General features: G+C 64.9%; 17 protein-coding genes. 5 read left to right on the top strand and 12 right to left on the bottom strand.

Going from position 1 to position 15,964, the window contains the following annotated elements; translation table 11 throughout:
- On the top strand, positions 1-193 hold a 193-nt coding region (locus TNMX_RS03510; protein ID WP_038029573.1), incomplete at its 5' end, for a Uma2 family endonuclease.
- On the opposite strand, the gene cimA is transcribed toward TNMX_RS03510, so the two are convergent.
- The 6 genes from cimA to TNMX_RS03480 all read right to left on the bottom strand — a co-directional run bounded on the left by cimA (position 165) and on the right by TNMX_RS03480 (position 7,797).
- The gene (gene cimA / locus TNMX_RS03505; RefSeq protein WP_038029572.1) at positions 165-1,748 is read right to left on the bottom strand and encodes a citramalate synthase; all 1,584 of its coding nucleotides are present in this window, start codon (positions 1,746-1,748) and stop codon (positions 165-167) included. The genes TNMX_RS03510 and cimA overlap by 29 nt on opposite strands.
- Before the next feature lie 95 nt (positions 1,749-1,843).
- Positions 1,844-3,400 (bottom strand): 2-isopropylmalate synthase, encoded by a 1,557-nt coding sequence (locus TNMX_RS03500; RefSeq protein WP_038029570.1) that lies wholly within the window; start codon positions 3,398-3,400, stop codon positions 1,844-1,846.
- 57 nt (positions 3,401-3,457) lie between these two features.
- Positions 3,458-4,471 (bottom strand): ketol-acid reductoisomerase, encoded by a 1,014-nt coding sequence (gene ilvC / locus TNMX_RS03495; RefSeq protein ID WP_038029568.1) that lies wholly within the window; start codon positions 4,469-4,471, stop codon positions 3,458-3,460.
- Complete coding sequence (ilvN, locus tag TNMX_RS03490) at positions 4,468-4,980, bottom strand: acetolactate synthase small subunit (protein ID WP_019550053.1); 513 nt, start codon at positions 4,978-4,980, stop codon at positions 4,468-4,470. Before ilvN ends, ilvC begins: the two co-directional genes overlap by 4 nt.
- Positions 4,977-6,665, bottom strand: coding sequence for a biosynthetic-type acetolactate synthase large subunit (gene ilvB, locus TNMX_RS03485; protein WP_038029566.1), 1,689 nt, complete (start codon positions 6,663-6,665; stop codon positions 4,977-4,979). The genes ilvN and ilvB overlap by 4 nt, the downstream gene beginning before the upstream one ends.
- Before the next feature lie 166 nt (positions 6,666-6,831).
- Positions 6,832-7,797: a YpdA family putative bacillithiol disulfide reductase gene (locus tag TNMX_RS03480; protein ID WP_038029564.1), complete on the bottom strand. Its 966-nt coding sequence runs from the start codon at positions 7,795-7,797 to the stop codon at positions 6,832-6,834.
- Between the two features lie 36 nt (positions 7,798-7,833).
- On the opposite strand from TNMX_RS03480, the gene TNMX_RS03475 reads away from it, so the two are divergent.
- The 3 genes from TNMX_RS03475 to TNMX_RS03465 all read left to right on the top strand — a co-directional run bounded on the left by TNMX_RS03475 (position 7,834) and on the right by TNMX_RS03465 (position 10,674).
- A complete protein-coding gene (locus TNMX_RS03475) occupies positions 7,834-8,577 on the top strand; it encodes a TerC family protein (protein WP_038029563.1) in 744 nt (247 codons plus the stop codon).
- A gap of 20 nt (positions 8,578-8,597) precedes the next feature.
- Positions 8,598-9,995: a class II fumarate hydratase gene (gene fumC, locus TNMX_RS03470; RefSeq protein ID WP_038029561.1), complete on the top strand. Its 1,398-nt coding sequence runs from the start codon at positions 8,598-8,600 to the stop codon at positions 9,993-9,995.
- Between the two features lie 64 nt (positions 9,996-10,059).
- Positions 10,060-10,674 (top strand): superoxide dismutase, encoded by a 615-nt coding sequence (locus TNMX_RS03465; protein ID WP_019550048.1) that lies wholly within the window; start codon positions 10,060-10,062, stop codon positions 10,672-10,674.
- A gap of 157 nt (positions 10,675-10,831) precedes the next feature.
- Here TNMX_RS03465 and mqnB read toward each other — a convergent pair whose 3' ends face one another.
- The 6 genes from mqnB to infC all read right to left on the bottom strand — a co-directional run bounded on the left by mqnB (position 10,832) and on the right by infC (position 14,906).
- Positions 10,832-11,509, bottom strand: a complete 678-nt coding sequence (gene mqnB / locus TNMX_RS03460) for a futalosine hydrolase (RefSeq protein WP_038029558.1) — start codon at positions 11,507-11,509, stop codon at positions 10,832-10,834.
- Entirely contained in the window at positions 11,509-13,170 is a 1,662-nt protein-coding gene (locus TNMX_RS03455; RefSeq protein ID WP_038029556.1) for a glycerol-3-phosphate acyltransferase, read from the bottom strand. Before TNMX_RS03455 ends, mqnB begins: the two co-directional genes overlap by 1 nt.
- Positions 13,167-13,631 (bottom strand): small multi-drug export protein, encoded by a 465-nt coding sequence (locus TNMX_RS03450; RefSeq protein WP_038029553.1) that lies wholly within the window; start codon positions 13,629-13,631, stop codon positions 13,167-13,169. Before TNMX_RS03450 ends, TNMX_RS03455 begins: the two co-directional genes overlap by 4 nt.
- Positions 13,632-13,699: 68 nt before the next feature.
- On the bottom strand, positions 13,700-14,056 hold the full coding sequence (rplT, locus tag TNMX_RS03445; protein WP_015716736.1) for a 50S ribosomal protein L20: 357 nt from the start codon (positions 14,054-14,056) through the stop codon (positions 13,700-13,702).
- Positions 14,057-14,067: 11 nt separating this feature from the next.
- Positions 14,068-14,265 carry a 50S ribosomal protein L35 gene (gene rpmI, locus TNMX_RS03440; RefSeq protein ID WP_028493146.1) on the bottom strand — a complete coding sequence of 66 codons (198 nt, stop codon included), beginning with the start codon at positions 14,263-14,265 and terminating at the stop codon, positions 14,068-14,070.
- Positions 14,266-14,390: 125 nt separating this feature from the next.
- Positions 14,391-14,906 (bottom strand): translation initiation factor IF-3, encoded by a 516-nt coding sequence (infC, locus tag TNMX_RS03435; protein ID WP_081454909.1) that lies wholly within the window; start codon positions 14,904-14,906, stop codon positions 14,391-14,393.
- A gap of 91 nt (positions 14,907-14,997) precedes the next feature.
- Between infC and TNMX_RS03430 the strand changes: the two genes are divergently transcribed.
- Positions 14,998-15,759: an enoyl-CoA hydratase/isomerase family protein gene (locus TNMX_RS03430; protein WP_038029550.1), complete on the top strand. Its 762-nt coding sequence runs from the start codon at positions 14,998-15,000 to the stop codon at positions 15,757-15,759.
- The last annotated feature ends 205 nt before the right edge of the window (positions 15,760-15,964 follow it).

Genomic DNA, 15,964 nt, shown 5'->3' with positions numbered 1-15,964 from the left:
GGTTAAGCTTCCCCTTTACGCCGAAGCAGGAATCCCCGAGGTATGGCTTGTGAACCTAAAGGAGAACCTCCTCGAGGTCTACCGGGAGCCCCGTGAGGGACGCTACCGGTCCATCCGCCTCCTCTCCCCCTCCGAGCCCGTAAGCCCCTTGGCCTTCCCCGAGATCAGCCTGCCCTGGGCACCATCTCCTTGAGGCTCGGGTAAAGGAGGGCGTAGGCGTAGCCGTCGGTAAGGGCCTTCAAGGAGGCCTCGAGGATGTTCTCGCTGGCCCCCACGGTGGCGAAGCGCTCCTCCCCCCGCTTCATCTCGATCATCACCCGCACCCCGGAGTTGGTCCCCGACTCCTGGCCGGAGAGGATGCGCACCTTGTAGTCGGTGAGCTCCACATCGGAAAGCTCGGGGTAAAACTGGAGCACGGCCTTGCGGAAGGCCCTGTCCAGGGCGGAAACCGGCCCCGAGGGGCTTTCCGCTGCGGTGTGCTGCAGGCTCTCCCCCACCCGAACCCGCACCGTGGCCTCGGCCCAGGCGGTATCCAGGCCGCTTCCGTGGACGAAGACGGAAAACCCCTCCACGCTGAAGGGCAGGCTCCCCCCCTTCAGGCGGTGGGCCAGGAGGTAGAAGCTGGCCTCCGCCCCCTCGAAGGCGTAGCCCTCGTACTCCAGGGCCTTGACCTCGTCCAACAAGCGCTTGGCCTCCTCCTTGGAAAGATCCACCCCCAGCTCCTGCAGCTTGGCCAGGAGGTTGGAACGGCCCGCCACATCGGACACCAGGAAGCGGCGGCTATTCCCCACCCACTCCGGAGGAATGTGCTCGTAGGTGCGGGGGTTCTTCAAGACGGCGGAGACGTGGACCCCCGCCTTGTGCGCGAAGGCTGACTCCCCCACGTAGGGAGCCCGGCGGTTGGGGGTCTGGTTGGCCCTCTCGTCCACGAAGTGGGAAAGCTCCTTAAGCCCCTTTAACCTTTCCGGTGGAATGGCGGGGATGCCGTACTTGAAGACCAAGGTGGGAAGGAAGCTGGTCAGGTTCAGGTTGCCGCAGCGCTCCCCGTAGCCGTTGATGGTGCCTTGGGCGTGGGTGGCCCCGGCCCGCACCGCCGCCAGGGCGTTGGCCACCGCCAGCTCGGCGTCGTTGTGGGGGTGGATGCCGATCCGCAGGTGGGGAAAGCGCTCCACCACCGCCTTGGTGATGGCGTAGACCTCCTCGGGCAGGGTGCCCCCGTTGGTGTCGCAAAGGACCAGGGTGTCCGCACCGCCTTGGGCGGCCGCCTCCAGGGTGGCCAGGGCGTAGCCGGGGTCCTCCTTGTACCCGTCAAAGAAGTGCTCGGCGTCGTAGACCACCCGCTTCCCCCGCCGGACGAAGAAGGCCACGGTGTCCTGGATCATGCGGAGGTTTTCCTCCAAAGTGGTTTCCAGAGCCTCGAGGACATGCAGGGTCCAGCTCTTGCCGAAGAGGACCACCACCGGGGTTTCCGCCTCCAACAGGGCCAGAACCGAAGGGTCCTCCTCCGGCAAAAGCCCCTTCCTACGGGTGGCCCCGAAGGCGGAAAGCTTGGCCTCCCCCAGGTCCACCCCCTTCATGCGCTGGAAAAACTCGGCGTCCTTGGGATTGGACCCCGGCCAACCTCCCTCGATGAGGTGTACGCCGAAGGCCGCCAGGCGTTTGGCGATGGCCACCTTATCGTCCACGGAAAGGCTGATGCCTTCCCCCTGTGTCCCGTCCCTGAGGGTGGTGTCTAAGATCTCCACCATCTCTTCATCCCCTTGGGCAGCCTTATGCCCTTCCTCGCTAAACCGAGCCCCCCTTCCTGGAACCCCCACCCTGGGGTGACCAGGGTGGGGTGGGACTAGACTCCCCGCTGGACCTCCTCGATGGAGGGTGGATGGCGGGTGGCACGGCCGCTCGCCAGCTTGCCGGCGGCGTCCAGGAAGGCCAGGGCCGAGGCCTCAATGATGTCGGGGGATACCCCCACCCCCACCGCCTGGAGCTCCCCCAGGCGGAGCCTCACCGTCACCTGGCCCAGGGCCTCGGTGGAACCCGTGATGGCCTCCACCCGGTAGAGCTCCAGCTCGGGCCTGAGGCCAATGGCGTCCTGAATGGCCTTGTACACGGCATCCACGGGCCCATCCCCGGTGTGCGTGGCCACCCTTTCCCCATCCGGGGTCCTCACCTTCACCGTGGCCGTGGGCAGAAGTCCCGAGCCTGAGAAGAACTGCACGTGCTCTAGGGCGAAGAACTGGGAAGCGGGCTCCCTCTCGCTTTCCACCAGGGCCTGAAGCTCCTCGGCAGACAAAGGTCCCTTCTTCTCGGCGATCTCCTTGAAGCGGGAGAAGAGCACCTTAAGCTGCTCTTCCGTAAGGTCCTTATAGCCCAGGTCCTCGAGGGCCTTCTTGAAGGCAGCCCTTCCCGAGTGCTTGCCCAGCACCAAGACCGCAGGCCGCCTCCCGATGAGCCCGGCGTCCATGATCTCGTAGGTGGAGCGGTGCTTTAAGACCCCATCCTGGTGGATCCCCGACTCGTGGGCGAAGGCGTTGTCCCCCACGATGGCCTTGTTGGGGGGCACGGGCATGCCGGTGTAGCGCTCCACCAGGCGGGAAACCCGGTAGATCTCCCGGGTGTTGATCTGGGTCTTGGCCTTGTACCAGTCCCGGCGCACGTAAAGGGCCATGACCACCTCCTCCAAGGAGGTGTTGCCCGCCCGCTCCCCGATGCCGTTGATGGTGCACTCCACCTGCCCCGCCCCGTTCTCGATGCCCGCCAGGGCGTTGGCGGTGGCCAGGCCCAGGTCGTCGTGGGTGTGGGTGGAGATGATCACATCCCTACCCCGCACCACCTCGTCCCGGATGCGCCGTATCAGGGCCCCATACTCCCCGGGCGTACCGTACCCAGTGGTGTCGGGAATGTTGATGGTGGTGGCCCCGGCCTCAATGGCCACCTCGTAGAGGCGCTTCACGAAGTCCCAGTCCGCCCGCATCACGTCCTGGGCGGAAAACTCCACGTCGTCCACATACCTCCTGGCGTAGCGGACCATCTTGTCCGCCATCTCCAAGACCTCCTCCTCGGTTTTCTTCAGCATGTACTCGAGGTGGATCTTGGAAGCCGAGGTGAAGACGTGGATACGGGGTTTTTCCGCCTTCTCCAGGGCCTTGGCCGCCTGGTCGATGTCCAGGGTGTGGGTGCGAGCCAAGGCGGCGATGATGGGGCCCCTTACCTCCTCAGCGATCCGCCTTACCGCCTCAAACTCCAAGGGCCCGGATACGGGGAAGCCCGCCTCGATGATGTCCACGTTGAGTCGGGCCAAGGCGTGGGCGATCTCCAGCTTCTGGTCCAGGGAAAGGGCTACCCCTGGGCTCTGCTCCCCGTCCCTAAGCGTGGTGTCAAAGATGCGGATGTGCCTTTCCATCTTCTCCCTCCCTAAAACGCACTAGGCCCCCCAGATTGGGGGGCCCTTGGTACCCACCTAGCCTACCTCCTCCAATACCCTTGCCCGCAGGAAGGGCATCATGGCCCGAAGCCTCGCCCCCACCTCCTCGATGGGGTGCTCCTTCCAGCGCTTGCGGTTCGCCTCTAAGACCGGCTGGCCCACCTGGTTTTCCAGCATCCACTCCCGGGCGAACTCCCCGGACTGGATCTGCCGGAGGATTTCCCGCATGCGCTTCTTGGTTTCCTCCACCGGCACCGAAACCTCGCCCCGGGTGTAATCCCCGTACTCGGCGGTATTGGAGATGGAGTAGCGCATCCCGGCGAAGCCCGCCTCGTAGATGAGGTCCACAATGAGCTTCACCTCGTGCACGGTTTCAAAGTAGGCCATTTCCGGAGGGTAGCCCGCCTCCACCAGGGTTTCAAACCCCGCCTGGATGAGCCGGGTAAGCCCCCCGCACAGCACCGCCTGCTCCCCGAAGAGGTCGGTTTCCGTCTCGTCCTTGAAGGTGGTGGGGATGACCCCAGCCCGGGCCGCCCCTATGGCCTTGGCGTAGGCCAAGGCGGTGGGGAAGGCCGAACCCGAAGCATCCTGGTGCACGGCCACCAGAGCCGGCACCCCACTTCCCTTCACGTACTCGCTCCGCACCAGGTGGCCAGGGCCCTTGGGGGCCACCATCCAGACGTCCAGATCCCTCCTGGGCTTGATCTGGCCGAAGTGGATGTTGAAGCCGTGGGCGAAGGCTAGGGCCGCTCCCTCCTTAAGGTTGGGCTCGATCTCCTCCCGGTAAACCCGGCCCTGGGTCTCGTCGGGAAGGAGGACCATCACGACGTCCGCCTCCCGTACCGCCTCGGCCACGGAAAGGACCCTGAGGCCCATAGCCTCCGCCTTGGCGGCGCTGCGGGAACCAGGCCTAAGGCCCACCCGCACATCCACCCCCGAGTCCTTGAGGTTCAGGGCGTGGGCGTGCCCCTGGGAGCCAAAGCCCAGCACCGCCACCTTCTTGCCTTGGATGAAGCCTAGGTCCGCGTCGTGCTCGTAGTAGATCTTCATACCGCCTCCCGTTTTTCCCTGACCTTAAGGGTGCGCTCCCCTCGGCTCATGGCCACCGCTCCGGTGCGCATGACCTCGAGGATCCCATAAGGCCTAAGGGCCTCGATGAAGGAGTCTATCTTCTTGGAGTCCCCGGTGAGCTCCAGGATCAGGCTCTTCTGGGCCACATCCACCACCCGAGCCCGGAAGGCTTCCTGGATGTCCTTCACCGCCAATCTTTCCTCCACCCCAGCCACGTGGACCTTCACCAGGCAAAGCTCCCGCTCCACATGGGGCTCGGAGTGGTCGGTCACCTTCAAAACCTCGATCAGGCGGTTTAGCTGTTTTTCCACCTGCTCCAGGGTGTGGTCGTCCCCCGAGACCACTAGGCTGATGCGGGAAAGCCCCGGCACATGGGTGGTCCCCACCGCCAGGCTCTCCAGGTTGAAGCCCCGGCGGGCGAAAAGGCCCGTGATGCGGCTCAAGACCCGGGGGTGGTCCTGCACCAACACCGAGATCACGTGCCTCACGCCTCCACCTCCTCCCGTTCCGCCGGGTGCTCGAGGATCATGTCCTCCGCCGCTCCCCCGGCCGGAATCATGGGGAAGACCCCTTCCTCGTGGTAGACCTTAAACTCGGCCACCACGGGCCCATCGGCGGAAAGCACGGCCTCCACCCCTTTCATCAGATCCTCCTTGCGCTCCACCCTGACCCCCTTGATGCCGTAGGCCTCCGCCAGGCGGGCGAAGTCGGGGTTGGAGTCAGCCAGGTACACCTCGGAGTAGCGCTTGGCGTGGAAGAGGTCCTGCCACTGCCGCACCATGCCCAAGTAGCCGTTGTTGAGGATCACCACCTTCACGTCCAGCTTGTACTTGACCACGGTGGCCAGCTCCTGGAGGGTCATCTGGAAGGAGCCATCCCCGTCGAAGTCGATGACCAGTTCCTCCGGCCGGGCCACCTTGGCCCCGATGGCGAAGGGAAGACCCACCCCCATGGTGCCCAAGCCCCCGGAGGTGATGAAGCTCCTCGGCCGGGTCACGGCGAAGAACTGGGCGGCGAACATCTGGTGCTGCCCCACCCCGGTGGTGACGATGGCATGCCCCCCCGTGGCCTCGGCGAAGGCCTTGATGACCTCCTGGCTTTGCAGGTAAGGCTTAGGCTTCCAGCGCAAGGGATAACGGGTGCGCCACTCCTCCAGCTCCCGCCACCAGGAGGCCAGCTTCAGGGGCTTAGCCCCTTTCAGCATCTCCCTAAGGACCAAGCGGGCATCCCCCACGATGGGAATGTGGGTGCGCACCAGCTTCCCGATCTCCGCCGGGTCGATGTCCACGTGGATGATGGTGTGGGCATGGGGAGCAAAGCGGGAAACCTTCCCCGTGACCCGGTCGTCAAAGCGGAGGCCGATGGCCAGGATCACATCCGCATGGTGGATGGCCCGATTGGCGGCCACGGTGCCGTGCATTCCCGGCATCCCCAGCCACAGGGGATGGTTCCCGGGGAAGGCCCCCAGGCCCATGAGGGTGGTGATCACGGGGATTCCCGTCCGCTCGGCAAAGGCCAGAAGCTCCCCGTGGGCGTGCTGGGCCCCACCCCCCACCATCAGGATCGGCCTCTCCGCCTTCTCCAGGGCATCCAGGGCCCGTTCGATCTGCTTGGGGTGGCCCTTGGTGGTGGGTTTGTACCCGGGAAGGTCCAGCTCCACGTCAAAGGTGCCGGTGAACTCGGAAAGCTGCACATCCTTGGGCAGATCGATCAGCACCGGCCCCGGCCTCCCGCTGGAGGCGATGTGGAAGGCCTCCCTCACCACCCGGGGGATGTCGTTTACCTCCTGCACCAGGTAGTTGTGCTTGGTGATGGGCATGGTCACCCCGGTGACGTCCGCCTCCTGGAAGGCGTCGGTACCGATGAGGGCCCGGGGGACGTTCCCGGTGATGGCCACCACCGGGGTGGAGTCCATGTAGGCATCCACCAGGCCGGTCACCAGGTTCAAGGCCCCGGGACCGCTGGTGGCCATCACCACCCCCACCCTGCCGGAAGCCCGGGCGTAGGCAGTGGCGGCGTGGACTCCCCCTTGCTCGTGCCGCACCAGGATGTGGCGGATGGGACTGTCATACAGGGCGTCGTAGGTGGGCATGATGGCCCCACCCGGGTGGCCGAAGATGACCTCCACCCCTTCCCGCTCCAGCGCCTTCAAAAGTGCCTCCGCTCCCTTCATCTCCCCCTCCTAAACCAAAACCCCCCGGATTCTCCGGGGGGTTTTGGATGCGCCCTAAAACGCTACACCCTACCCCCCGCTGGCCCTACGATTAGGACCAGGCCTAGGGATAGGACGAGGCCGAAGCGCATCTTGGGCTTTATCCTAGCCCCCTTTGTGAAGGGTGTCAAGAGCCCAGGCGGCGGGCGATGGCGGCTATGGCCACCCGTGCGTGCTCCCGGCCGTTTTCGATAAACACCGTGCGGGTGTCCGGCCCAAAGGCACTGGAGCCGATGGCGAAAAGCCCCTTGCGCGAGGTTTCCCATTCCGGGGAAAGCCAGGGTTTCTCCCCCTCGTAGCGCACCTTGGCCCCCCTAAGGAGATGGTCTTCCGCCCGGTAGCCGATCTGGACCAGGACGAAGTCGGCCTCCAAGAACTCCTCCCCTTGGGGTCTTTCCAGGACGAGGCCCTCCGGGGTAATGGCCTTTACCCTGGCCTCCATCACCGCCAGAATGCTTCCCTCCTTCACCCGGTTCTCAAAGTCGGGAAGAAGCCAGTACTTCACGCTGGGGCGCACCCACTTGCCCCGGTGGACCAAGGCCACCTGGGCCCCGCCCCGGTACAGGTCCAAGGCCACCTCCACCGCCGAGTTGCTTCCCCCCACCACCGCCACCTTGCGGCCGAAGAAGGGGGCCGCCTCCTCGTAGCGGTACAGCACGTGGGGCAGGTCCTCCCCCGGCACCCCTAGGCGGTTAGGGTTCCCGAAGTAGCCCGTGGCCACCACCACGTACCGGGCAGGGAAGGCCTTCTCCCCAAACCGGTCCCGGGCCAAGACCTTAAAGGCTCCCTCCTCCCCTTCCACACCCACCGCCTCCGTATAGGTGAGGACCCGAAGCCCCTCGCGTTCCGCCACCTTCTGGTAGTAAAGGAGCGCCTCGAGGCGGGTGGGTTTGGGCCCCTGGGACACCAGGGGATGGCCCCCGATCTCGATGTTTTTGGACTCGGAGAAGAAGACCATCTGCCGGGGAAAGCGGTAGATGGTTTCCGCTACCGTGCCCCTTTCCAGGATCAGGTGGCTCAGGCCCTGGCGCTTGGCCTCGAGGGCCGCCGCCAGACCCACGGGCCCAGCCCCCACGATGAGCACGTCCACCATGCCCCCCAGTCTACGCCGTCATGTAGACTCCTTCCCATGGAGTGGCTCACGAGCCCTGAGGTGTGGATCGCCCTCATCACCCTAACCGTGCTGGAAGTGGTCCTCGGCGTGGACAACGTCATCTTCATCAGCATCCTGGCCTCCAAGCTGCCGAGGGAAGAGCAGGACAGGGCCCGCGTGGTGGGCATCTCCCTGGCGGCGGTTACCCGGATCCTCTTCCTCCTCTCCATCGCCTGGATCATGGCCTTGAAAAAACCCCTGTTCACCCTCCTGGGCCACGAGGTCACGGGCAAGGACCTGGTTCTGATCGCCGGGGGGCTTTTCCTCATCTACAAATCGGTGAAGGAAATCCACGAGAAGCTGGAAGGGGAGCCGGGCCACGCCATCAGGAGGGTGGCTCCCTCCTTCGCCTCGGTGATTGGGCAGGTGCTTCTTCTGGATATCGTCTTCTCCATAGACTCCGTCATCACCGCCGTGGGCCTCACCCGCTTCGTACCCGTCATGGTGGCGGCCATCCTCCTCTCGGTGGCCATCATGCTCCTGGCCTCCAAGGGCATCTACGCCTTCGTGAACCAGCACCCCACGGTGAAGATGCTGGCCCTTTCCTTCCTCCTTTTGGTGGGCTTCACCCTGGTGGCCGAGGGCACGGGGGTGCACATCCCCAAGGGGTACGTGTACTTCGCCATGGGCTTCGCCGTGCTGGTGGAGTGGCTAAACCTTCGTGCGGGGCTTAGGGGGAAACCCGTCAAGCTCCACGAGCCTTACGAGGAGGAGGCGTAAAATCGGGCTGGAGGTGCGGTATGGAATACCGGATCGAACGGGACACCATGGGCGAGGTCAAGGTACCGGCGGACCGCTACTGGGGTGCCCAGACCCAGCGCTCCCTCGAGCACTTCAAGATTGGCGCCTGGCGCTTCCGGATGCCCTTGGAGGTGATCCGCGCCTACGGCATGCTGAAGAAAGCGGCGGCCAGAGCCAACCTGGAGCTGGGTGAGCTTCCACAGGAAATCGCCCGGGCCATCATCCAGGCGGCGGAAGAGGTCATCGCCGGGAAGCTGGACGACCACTTCCCCCTGGTGGTCTTCCAGACGGGAAGCGGCACCCAGACCAACATGAACGTGAACGAGGTCATCGCCAACCGGGCCTCGGAGCTTCTGGGGAAGCCCCTGGGCTCCAAGTACGTTCACCCCAACGACCACGTGAACCGGGGCCAGAGCAGCAACGACACCTTCCCCACCGCCATGTACGTGGCCGTGGCTTTGGCCCTCCACCAAAGGCTTTACCCGGCGGCGGAGGCCCTCATCGCCACCTTTGAGGAAAAGGCCAAGGCCTTTGACGGCATCGTGAAGGTGGGGCGCACCCACCTGATGGACGCCGTGCCCATCACCCTGGGACAGGAGGTGGGAAGCTGGGCGGCTCAGCTTAAGAACACCCTGGCCATGGTCAAGGAGGCGGAAAAAGGGCTTTACAACCTGGCCATCGGGGGCACGGCGGTGGGGACGGGCCTCAACGCCCACCCCCGTTTCGGGGAGCTGGTGGCCAAGTACCTGGCGGAGGAGACGGGCCTTCCCTTCCGGGTGGCGGAGAACCGCTTCGTCGCCTTGGCCGCTCACGACGAGCTGGTCCAGGTGATGGGATCCTTGCGCACCCTGGCCGGGGCCCTGATGAAAATCGGCAACGACATCCGTTGGCTCGCCTCGGGGCCCTATGGGGGCATCGGGGAGATCTTCATCTCCGCCAACGAACCCGGGTCCTCCATCATGCCCGGCAAGGTGAACCCTACCCAGGTGGAGGCCCTCACCATGGTGGTGGTCCGGGTCTTCGGCAACGACCACACCGTGGCCTTCGCCGGAAGCCAGGGGAACTTCCAGCTCAACGTGTACAAGCCGGTGATGGTGGATGCGGCCCTCGAGTCCATCAAGCTCCTGGCGGATGCCATGGAATCCTTCAACGAGCACCTGGCCAAGGGGATAGAGCCCAACCTGGAGCGGATAGAGGAACACCTCCAGAAAAACCCCATGCTGGCCACCGCCTTGAACAAGGCCATCGGCTACGACAAGGCGGCGGAGATCGTGAAGAAGGCCATCAAGGAGAAGAAAACCCTCAAGCAAGCTGCCCTGGAGCTGGGCTACCTCACGGAGGAGGAGTTTGACCGCATCGTGGTGCCCATAAGGCTGGCCAAGCCCCACGAGGGCTAGGGCATTGTGAGCAAACCCACTCCCCTTGGGGGTGGGTCTTTTATAGTGAAATGGGAGGTGCAGTATGCCGTATCCGTTCAAACTTCCGGAACTGGGTTACCCCTACGAGGCCCTCGAGCCCCACATCGACGCCAAGACCATGGAGATCCACCACCAGAAGCACCACGGGGCCTACGTGAACAACCTGAACGCCGCCCTGGAGAAGTACCCCTACCTGCACGGGGCGGAGGTGGAGGTGCTCCTGCGCCACCTGGCCGCCCTGCCCGCGGACATCCAGACCGCGGTGCGCAACAACGGGGGTGGGCACCTGAACCATAGCCTCTTCTGGGAGCTCCTAACCCCCGGGGGAGCCAAGGAGCCGGTGGGGGAACTTAAGAAGGCCATCGACGAGCAGCTTGGGGGCTTCGCCGCCCTGAAGGAGAAGCTCACCCAGGCGGCCATGGCCCGCTTCGGCTCCGGCTGGGCTTGGCTGGTCAAGGATCCCTTCGGCAAGCTCCACGTCATCTCCACCCCCAACCAGGACAACCCCGTCATGGAGGGGTTCACCCCCATCGTGGGCATCGACGTGTGGGAGCACGCCTACTACCTCAAGTACCAAAACCGCCGGGCCGACTACCTCCAGGCCATCTGGAACGTGCTGAACTGGGACAAGGCAGAGGCCTTCTTCCGGAAGGGCTAAGGGAAATCCTCTATAGTCCCCCACCCGGACCCCTCGGGTGGGGGTTTGTCTTCTCCCCCGGTTCCGCCGTCCGCCCAGGGCTACCTGGTGGGTGAGCCTCTGGAAAAGCTCCTCTTCAAAGCCAACCTTGCTATCGGCCAGGGAACCAACAACGGGATTATCCTTGGAGTCCCGCAGGGAAGGCTCCCCCAAGAATGGGGGCCAGGGTTCCCTCCAAGGACCTCACCGCCAAGGGAATCCTCCACGCTCCCTTGTCCCGCACCCCCGCCGGATTGGAAATAGCCCGGACCTCCACCCCCGGGATGCCCAGGGCCAGGCACGCTCGAGCAAAGGCAGCTCCCTCCATGCTCTCCACCTGGGCCCCCCAGCGCGAGGCCAAAGCCTCCGCCTCCCCCGGGTTTTCCGAAACCCGGTCCCGGGTGAGCCCCACCACCACCTGGAGGTCCAACACCCGGGCCAACGCCCGGGTAAGGCTGGAATCCAGAGGAAACCGGTTGTAGTAGGCCTTCCCCGCCACCTCCAAGGCGGGAAAGCCCAAGGGCTTAAGGCCCTCCTGGGTACCCAGGTCCGCCTCCACCTCCTCCCCCACCAGGACCACCTCCCCGGGCAGAAGCCCCGAGCCCGCATAGGCCCCGGCGATGCCAAAGAGCAAGGCCCTCTCCACCGGGTTCCGGCTGGCCCAGGCGGCCAGGGTAAGGGCCATGTTCACCTTGCCCACGCCGGTTTCCAGGTAGACAAACCCTTCCCCCCTTAACCCCCTCCTTCCCAAAAAGGCGAAGGGCTCACCCCGAAGAAAGGGGGCCTCGAGGGCCGTGGGGGAGAGGAGGAGCCACATCACTCCACCACCTTAAACCCCAAGGCCTCCGCCCGCTCCACGAAAAACTGGATGTTCTCCGCCTTCACCTCGCCCCCCAGGCTCTTGCGATCGAAGGCCTCCTCCGCCGCCAGGATCATGGTCTCCGCCAGGCAGGCGGGCACCTGGTCGGGAGCACCGAAGTGAAGGTCTAAGGTGGCCTTTGCCCTCCCGGGAAGCCGCACCACACCCCCGGGGATGACCCTGACCCCGGGTATCTCTTTAACCGAGGGATGCACGTCGGGGGGCACGCCCTCGTCGTAGATCCAGGCTCCCGGCTTCACGTGTTCAGGGTAGATCACCGGGTTCGGATCGCTGGTGGCGGTGAAGACCAGATCCGCTTCCCGGATGGCGGCCACCTCGGTGGTCACCTGGATCTCGGGCGCTTTCCCCTTTCGCTCCAGGTTTTTCCGAAGGCTTTCCGCCGACTTCTCCAGGCGCTCCCGGTCCCGGCCCACCAGGATAAGCCGCCCCACCAAAGGAGCGATCTGCCGGGCGATGCCGAAGGCCACCACCCCGTTCGCTCCCACCACCGCCGCCGTGGTGTTTCTCAGGTCCTTGCCGCTTTGGGCAAAATGGGCCAGGATTCCGGGAATGGCTGCTTTGACGGTGCCTGCGGTGTAGGCCCCCCCGTTCGTCACCTCTATATCCGGCACCGCCTCCTGTACCCTCTTGCCCTTCTCCCCCACCACGCTCCAAAAGGCCCCTAAGCCTACCACCGTGGCCCCAAGCTCCTTGGCGAGCCTGGCCCCTTGGACGGCCCGCCTTACCGCCAGCTCCGGCTTGGCCTTGATCTGGTGGGGTAGCAGGGGAGCGGAGATGAGGTGGCACAAAACCTCCCGGCCATCCGCCGTCCTCACCCCCCTCACCTCCCCCACCTTCATGGGACGGAAAAGCTCCGCCAAACGTTCTATCCAGGCCTGCTTCAAAAGCCCCAGGCGCACCAGGGGCCGGGCCCAGCGGAAACGGGGGCTTTGCCAGAAATCCTCCACCGTGAGGGGATGGATGAGAAAGGCGCAAACCACCTGCCTTTCCGAGGGCAGGGGCAGGGGACTACCCAGCCTGGGCTCGGTGCCTTCCAGGATACGGCCCAGGTTCTCCTTGTAGCGCCAAAGAGCCAGGAGAAAAAGCAAGCCCCCAAGGACCTTGGCTCCAAGGGGAAACCCACCGAAAAGGAGGACGCCAAAGAGGCCCAGGGGAAGCCCCAGGGCCCCCAAGGAGGCATAGCCCGCGAGGGCGTAGAGGGCAAGGCCCAAGGCCACGGGGACCATGCCCCAGGCTGGCTCCAGGGGTAGCCCCGCCAGCACCCCCAAAAGAACCCCCGCCCCCTTGGCCCGAAGGGGCCAGGGATCCCGGAAGAAGAGGGGATAAAGGTGGCCCAGGTAGACCGCCACCCCCAGGGCCAAAAGCTCCTCCACGCCAAGCCCCAAGCCTCTCCCCAGGGCCAGGGGCAAGTACCCCTTGGCGAAGTCCAGGAGGAAGGCCAAAAGGGTAAGGCCCGGCCCAAGCCGCCTCAAGGCCGTTTCCAAACCCAGGGTGTAGGGGCTTGCCGTGCGCAGGTCCACCCCCCGCCGCCTGGCCAGCCAGTACCCCAAGGGCAAGGCGCCCAGGGCATAGGAAAGGGGCAAGAGGACGAACATCATCGCAGGTAGTTTAGCCCGGCCACCGCCCCACCCGTAAGGAGGAGAACGATAAGCCCAGCAGCCAGCACCCCCAGGGAGATGGCCAGGAGGGCGTAGCGCCTTTTTAGACCCAAGACCACCGCCAGCACCGCCCCGCTCCAGGCCCCGGTGCCCGGCAAGGGCACGGCCACGAAGAGGAAAAGGCCCAGGGCCCCCAGGCGCTGCACCTGCTCCTCCCCCTTGAGGCGGACCCGGGCCTCGAGGGCCGCCCAGAGCTTGGCTAGGAAGGGCACCCGGGTCAGAAGCGCCACCGCCCAAGGCAAAAGGAAGAGGGCCACCGGGGCCACCAGCAGGTTGCCCAGGAGGGCAAGCAGAAAAGCCTCTCCTGGGGAAAGCCCCAGGGCCACCCCCAGGGGAATGGCTCCCCTCAGCTCCACCACCGGCAGGGCGGCCACCAGGATCACGTAGAGTTCAGGAGGCATGCTCACAAAAGGAAGCCCGCCGCCAGATCGGGACGGGATCCGGACGGCGGGTCACGGGAAACAATGCCTTAGGCGCGGGCCGCCTTGGCCTTCTCCACCAGCTCGGCAAAGGCCTGGGGCTCCCGCACCGCCAAGTCGGCCAGCACCTTGCGGTCCAGCTCCACCCCCGCCTTCTTCAGGCCGTGGATAAAGCTGGAGTAGTTCAGGCCGTGCTGGCGGCATGCAGCGTTGATGCGCACGATCCAGAGCTTGCGGAAATCCCGCTTCTTGCGCTTGCGGTGGGCATAAGCGTAGTTGCCCGCAGCGAAAAGGGTCTCCCGGGCCTTGCGGACGCTCTTGGAGCGGAGGCCCCAGTAGCCCTTGGCCAGCTTGAGGATCTTCTTGTGCTTCCTGCGGCGAACGACACCGGTTTTGGCGCGCGGCATCCTCTACCTCCTCACTCGTAGGGCAGGAGGAGCTTTACCCGCTCCGCCTCCGCCTGGGCCAGGGCGAACTTCCGCCCCTTCTGACGGATGGTCTTCCCGGACTTGTGCCAGTTGAGGTGCCGCTTTCCCGTCTTCATGGCCATCACCTTGCCCGAAGCGGTCACCTTCACCCGCTTCTTGGCGCCCTTGTGGGTCTTCATCTTCGGCATACCCTTCCTCCAAGCCCTGGGAAGCGCCCCAAACGGGGTCTTGCGGGCTCCCCAAAGCCCTCACACTATACCAAAGGGGAACAAAAAGGTCTAGGCTTACGCCCTTTAGCCCCCATGGGACTGGCCTAGGCGGATACCTTGGCCGGGGCCAGGAGCATGTTCATATCCCGGCCCAAAAGCTCGGGCTTCATCTCCACCACGGCCAGGCCCTTCAGGTCCTCGGCCACCCGCTCAAGAAGCCTCTCCCCCAGCTCGGGATGGGACATCTCCCGTCCGCGGAACATGATGGTGACCTTGACCTTGTGGCCTTCGGCCAGAAAGCGCTTGATATGGTTCAGCTTGGTCTGATAGTCGTGGTCGTCGATCTTGACCCGGAACTTGATGGACTTCACCTCGGTGCGCTTGGCCTTCTTGCGGGCCTCCTTCTCCGCCACCTGCTGCTCGTAGCGCCACTTGGAGTAGTCCATGATGCGGGCCACGGGAGGATCGGCGGTGGGGCCCACCAGCACCAGGTCCAGGTCCTGCTCCTGGGCCAGGCGCAAGGCCTCCCGGGTGTCCATGATGCCCAGCTGCTGCCCATCGGCCCCGATCACCCGCACCTGCCGTGCGCGAATGCGTTCGTTAACCAGATACTCCTTTATCTACACCACCTCCTAGCCCGCGGGCTCTCCCTGCATGGCTTGCGGGCTAAGGGGAGTGTAGCAGGAAAACCCCAGCGCCTACAATGGGGGCATGGTTCAGGTGGAGAGAGGTCGGATCTATCGGGTTTTCCTCAACGATCCAAAGCGGCGAAACCCCCTTTCCCCCGAGATGGTGGAGGGGCTTTTGCAGGCCCTCGAGGAAGCGGAGAAGGATCCCGAGGCCCGGGTCCTGGTCCTTTCGGGCAGGGGAAGCGCCTTCAGCGCCGGGGCCGACCTGGCCTTTCTGGAGAAGGTGACGGAGCTTGGAGCCGAGGAGAACTACCGCCACTCCCTTTCCCTCATGCGCCTCTTCCACCGCCTCTACACCTTCCCCAAGCCCACGGTGGCCGCGGTGAACGGGCCGGCGGTGGCGGGCGGGGCAGGTTTGGCCACCGCCTGCGACCTTTTGGTCATGGACCAGGAGGCCAAGCTGGGCTACACCGAGGTGAAGATCGGCTTTGTGGCCGCTTTGGTTTCCGTGATCCTGGTGCGGGCCGTGGGAGAAAAGGTGGCCAAGGACCTCCTCCTCACGGGCCGCCTGGTGGGGGCAGAGGAGGCCAAGGCGTTGGGCCTGGCCAACCGGGTAGCCCCACCGGGCAAGGCCTTGGAGGAAGCCCTAGCCCTGGCGGAGGAGCTAGCCAAGAACGCCCCCACCTCCTTGCGCCTCACCAAGGAGCTTCTCCTGGCCTTGCCGGGGATGGGCCTCGAGGATGGCTTCCGCCTGGCGGCCTTGGCCAACGCTTGGGTCCGGGAAACCGGGGACCTTAAGGAGGGCATCCGGGCCTTTTTCGAAAAGCGCCCCCCTAGGTTCTGAAGAGGCCAAGCCACGCCCACACAAGTAACCCCGAGCCCCGTTTCCCCCAGCAAGGCTCGGAAACAACCGCCCTTGCTGAAGGACCACCTGGAAGAAGTGGGCCACACGCCCTAGGGCTGGTTTAGGCAAAAACACGTTAAAGTTAAGGAGAAGGCATAAAGGGGGAAACATGGGTAGCCCTATGGACTGGCAAAGCTTTGAGGGG

Source organism: Thermus sp. NMX2.A1 (assembly GCF_000511705.1).
Taxonomy (GTDB): domain Bacteria; phylum Deinococcota; class Deinococci; order Deinococcales; family Thermaceae; genus Thermus; species Thermus scotoductus.
Note: the sequence above shows the minus strand (reverse complement) of the source record. Positions and strands in the feature narration are given on the sequence as shown.